The following is a 4,175-nucleotide window of genomic DNA, read 5'->3' as shown; positions in this document are numbered from 1 at the left end:
GGCCGGGGGGCGGTCGGCCGCCGGCATTCCCGTCCCGCCCGCCACGGCGATCTGGACTCCCTGGTCCGCCAGGGCCTGGAGTTCGGTGGCCGCGCGGTCGTCGTGGGCCGGGGGATCGTCCGTCACCAGGCGGGTGATGAGCTCGGTCGGCACGGTCTGGAACATCGTGTCCGTACCGAGCTTGGCGTGGTCGGCGAGGACCACGACCTCCGTGGCGGCCTGGACGAGGGCCCGGTCGACGGACGCCGACAGCATGTTGGAGGTGGACAGCCCCCGCTCGGCGGTCAGGCCGCTCCCCGAGAGGAAGGCCTTGGACACCCGCAGGCCGTGCAGCGACTGCTCGGCCCCCGACCCGACGAGCGCGTAGTTGGAGCCGCGCAGGGTGCCTCCGGTCATCACGACCTCCACGCGGTTGGCGTGGGCCAACGCCTGGGCGACCAGGAGGGAGTTGGTGACGACGGTCAGGCCGGGCACCCGGGCGAGCCGGCGCGCCAGCTCCTGCGTGGTCGTACCCGCCCCGACGACGATCGCGTCGCCCTCTTCGACGAGTCCCGCGGCGAGGTCGGCGATGGCCGTCTTCTCCGCGGTCGCGAGGTGCGACTTCTGCGGGAAGCCGGACTCCCGGGTGAACCCGCCCGGGAGTACCGCACCGCCGTGCCGGCGGTCGAGGAGTCCTTCGGCCTCCAGTGCCCGCACGTCCCGCCGTACGGTCACTTCGGAGGTCTGGACGACGCGGGCGAGCTCACGGAGCGACACGGCACCGTTCGCTCGCACCATTTCGAGGATCAGTTGGCGACGTTCAGCAGCGAACACGAAACTGACAGTAACGCCGACGACCGTCTGCTTTCAGCGGTTTGCGCCGAATAGCAGAAGTTGTTCGCACGGCAGGACACGAAGTGGTATAGGGCCCGGCCTCACCAGAACCCGGCCGCCGGGACCGCCCTGTTTCTCCCTATCCCTCGCCCGTCGTCTTGCGCGTGTGCAGCTGCCGGGCCACCTCGGCGATCGAACCCGACAACGAGGGATAGACAGTAAACGCGTTCGCGACCTGTTCGACCGTCAGGTTGTTGTCGACGGCGATCGAGATGGGGTGGATGAGTTCCGAGGCGCGCGGTGCCACGACCACGCCGCCGACCACGATGCCCGTACCCGGCCGGCAGAAGATCTTGACGAAGCCGTCCCGGATGCCCTGCATCTTGGCGCGCGGGTTGCGCAGCAGCGGCAGCTTCACGCAGCAGGCGTCGATCTTGCCGGCGTCCACGTCGGCCTGGCTGTAGCCGACGGTGGCGATCTCGGGGTCGGTGAAGACGTTGGCCGAGACCGTCTTGAGGTTCAGCGGGGCCACCGCGTCGCCCAGGAAGTGGTACACGGCGATACGTCCCTGCATCGCCGCCACCGACGCCAGCGCGAAGACACCGGTCACGTCACCGGCCGCGTACACGCCCGGAGCCGTCGTCCGCGACACCTTGTCGGTCCAGATGTGACCGGACTCGCGCAGCCTGACGCCGGCCTCCTCCAGGCCCAGCCCCGCGCTGTTCGGGACGGCGCCGACGGCCATCAGGCAGTGCGAGCCGGTGATGACGCGCCCGTCGGACAGGGTCACCTCCACCCGGTCGCCGACCCGCTTGGCCGCGGCGGCCCGCGAGCGCGCCATGACGTTCATGCCGCGGCGCCGGAAGACGTCCTCCAGCACGGCCGCCGCGTCCGGGTCCTCGCCCGGCAGCACGCGGTCCCGGGACGACACCAGCGTGACCTTCGACCCGAGCGCCTGGTAGGCACCGGCGAACTCGGCACCGGTCACACCGGAGCCCACCACGATGAGCTCCTCGGGCAGCTCGGTGAGGTCGTAGACCTGGGTCCAGGTCAGGATGCGCTCGCCGTCCGGCTGGGCGTCGGGCAGCTCGCGCGGGTGCCCGCCGGTCGCGATGAGCACCGCGTCCGCGGTGAGCGTCTCCTCACTGCCGTCCGCCGCCGTGACGACGACCTTGCGCGACCCGTCGAGCGCCTGCATGCCCTTCAGCCGGCCACGCCCGCGCATCACCCGGGCGCCGGCGCGCGTCACGGACGCGGTGATGTCGTGGGACTGGGCGAGCGCCAGCCGCTTCACACGGCGGTTGACCTTTCCCAGGTCGACGCCCACCACCCGGGCGGACTGCTCCATCGGGGGGGTGTCGTCGGCGACGATGATCCCCAGCTCCTGGTACGACGAGTCGAAGGTGGTCATCACCTCGGCCGTGGCGATGAGGGTCTTCGACGGCACGCAGTCGGTCAGCACCGACGCTCCGCCCAGACCGTCGCAGTCGACGACGGTCACCTCCGCGCCGAGCTGCGCCGCCACCAGCGCCGCTTCGTAGCCGCCGGGTCCACCACCGATGATCACGATCCGAGTCACGTACCCCATTGTCCCGCACCGCTCAAGGTGCCACCGCCCCGGGGCGCGACCGCCCCGTTTTCCGTTGCCCCTGAGATCGGCGGGGCGAGTGGGCCGCTGCCGTACGCTCGACCCATGTCGCTCTACGCCGCGTACGCCGGCAACCTCGACGCGCGGCTGATGTCCCGCCGCGCCCCGCACTCGCCGCTGCGCGCCACGGGCTGGCTGAACGGCTGGCGGCTGACCTTCGGCGGCGAGCACATGGGCTGGGAGGGCGCACTGGCAACGCTCGTCGAGGACCCGCTCTCGCAGGTCTTCGTCGCGCTGTACGACATCGCCCCGATGGACGAGGACGCCCTCGACCGCTGGGTGGGCGTGGGTCTGGGCCTCTACCGGCGCACACGCGTCCGCGCCCACACCCTCGACGGCGAGGAACCGGCCTGGTCCTACGTCCTCAACGCCTACGAGGGCGGCCTCCCCTCCGCCCGCTACCTCGGCGAGATCGCGGACGCGGCGGAATCGGCGGGAGCGCCACACGATTACGTGATGGAACTGCGCAAGCGGCCCTGCTGAGCAGCCCCACCCTCTACCGTGGGGGCCCGTCCCCGCACCACCCGGAGAGCACACGAGACGGGCGTAACGGTCCTCGACGACGGAGACGTCCTCCCACGAACGGCCGACCTCACTCGGAACCGCCCTCGACGCTCCTCTCCGGAAACGACAAGACAACGATCTCCTTCCCGCGAGCTCTGTCATCTACGCGCGTAGGCGAATAACGGCTACCCTCGACGACGTGAACGCATCTCTCCTTCCGGACGACCTCCAGGGCGACCCCTACGCCGCCGCCGACGCCGCCGCCGCACGCCTGCGGGAACTCACCGGTGCCGAGACCCACGACGTCGCCCTCGTGATGGGCTCCGGCTGGGCACCGGCCGTCGACGCCCTGGGGGCCCCCGACGCCGAGCTCCAGGTCACCGAGCTGCCCGGATTCCCGCCGCCGGTGGTGGAGGGCCACGGCGGCAAGATCCGCTCGTACGCCATCGGGAACAAGCGCGCCCTGGTCTTCCTCGGCCGCACCCACTACTACGAGGGCCGGGGCGTGGCCGCCGTGGCCCACGGCGTACGCACCGCCGTCTCGGCCGGATGCAAGACGATCGTGCTCACCAACGGCTGCGGCGGTCTGCGCGCGGGCATGCGCCCCGGCCAGCCCGTGCTGATCAGCGACCACATCAACCTGACGGCCACCTCCCCGATCGTCGGCGCCAACTTCGTCGACCTCACCGACCTCTACTCCCCCCGCCTGCGCGCCCTGTGCAAGGAGGTCGACCCCACCCTCGAGGAGGGCGTCTACGCCCAGTTCCCCGGCCCGCACTACGAGACGCCGGCCGAGATCCGCATGGCCCGCGTCATCGGCGCGGACCTGGTCGGCATGTCCACGGTCCTGGAGGCCATCGCCGCCCGCGAGGCCGGCGCCGAGGTCCTCGGCATCTCCCTGGTCACCAACCTCGCCGCCGGCATGACCGGCGAACCCCTCAACCACGAGGAGGTCCTCCAGGCGGGCCGCGACAGCGCCACCCGCATGGGCTCCCTCCTGGCCCAGGTGCTGGACCGCCTGTAAGAACAGCCCCCGGGGCACCCGCCACCACGGCGGGACGGCCGCACGACGGCGGAAGGGGCCGTGGGGGGTGCGTCAACAGCCCGCCGCATACTTCGTCTCTGCCCGGTCCAGCCGTGGCAGCCCACAGCAGTACGCCCGTGCGCGGCGGGCTGGACGCACCCCCCACGGCCCCGACCCACCACACAC

General features: G+C 71.6%; 4 protein-coding genes. 2 read left to right on the top strand and 2 right to left on the bottom strand.

The features are described from left to right. Together C1I97_RS32615 and C1I97_RS32610 are read right to left on the bottom strand one after the other, a co-directional pair. Positions 1–777, bottom strand: a 777-nt coding sequence (locus C1I97_RS32615; RefSeq protein ID WP_258382842.1) for a DeoR/GlpR family DNA-binding transcription regulator, incomplete at its 3' end; no start/stop codon positions are given. Positions 778–952: 175 nt separating this feature from the next. Next, complete coding sequence (locus C1I97_RS32610) at positions 953–2,401, bottom strand: NAD(P)H-quinone dehydrogenase (protein ID WP_111006639.1); 1,449 nt, start codon at positions 2,399–2,401, stop codon at positions 953–955. 105 nt (positions 2,402–2,506) lie between these two features. On the opposite strand from C1I97_RS32610, the gene C1I97_RS32605 reads away from it, so the two are divergent. Together C1I97_RS32605 and C1I97_RS32600 are read left to right on the top strand one after the other, a co-directional pair. Then, positions 2,507–2,944 carry a gamma-glutamylcyclotransferase gene (locus C1I97_RS32605; protein WP_111006638.1) on the top strand — a complete coding sequence of 146 codons (438 nt, stop codon included), beginning with the start codon at positions 2,507–2,509 and terminating at the stop codon, positions 2,942–2,944. 220 nt (positions 2,945–3,164) lie between these two features. After that, entirely contained in the window at positions 3,165–3,989 is an 825-nt protein-coding gene (locus C1I97_RS32600; RefSeq protein WP_111006637.1) for a purine-nucleoside phosphorylase, read from the top strand. The last annotated feature ends 186 nt before the right edge of the window (positions 3,990–4,175 follow it).

It is taken from the genome of Streptomyces sp. NTH33 (genome assembly GCF_003236365.1).
Taxonomy (GTDB): Bacteria; Actinomycetota; Actinomycetes; order Streptomycetales; family Streptomycetaceae; genus Streptomyces.
This window is presented reverse-complemented; position numbering and strand designations above follow the sequence as displayed.

Bases quoted from the DNA above. Each gene is read 5' to 3' on its own strand.
- C1I97_RS32610 (WP_111006639.1), bottom strand. From the start codon at position 2,401: ATGGGGTACGTGACTCGGATCGTGATCATCGGTGGTGGACCCGGCGGC.
- C1I97_RS32605 (WP_111006638.1), top strand. From the start codon at position 2,507: ATGTCGCTCTACGCCGCGTACGCCGGCAACCTCGACGCGCGGCTGATG.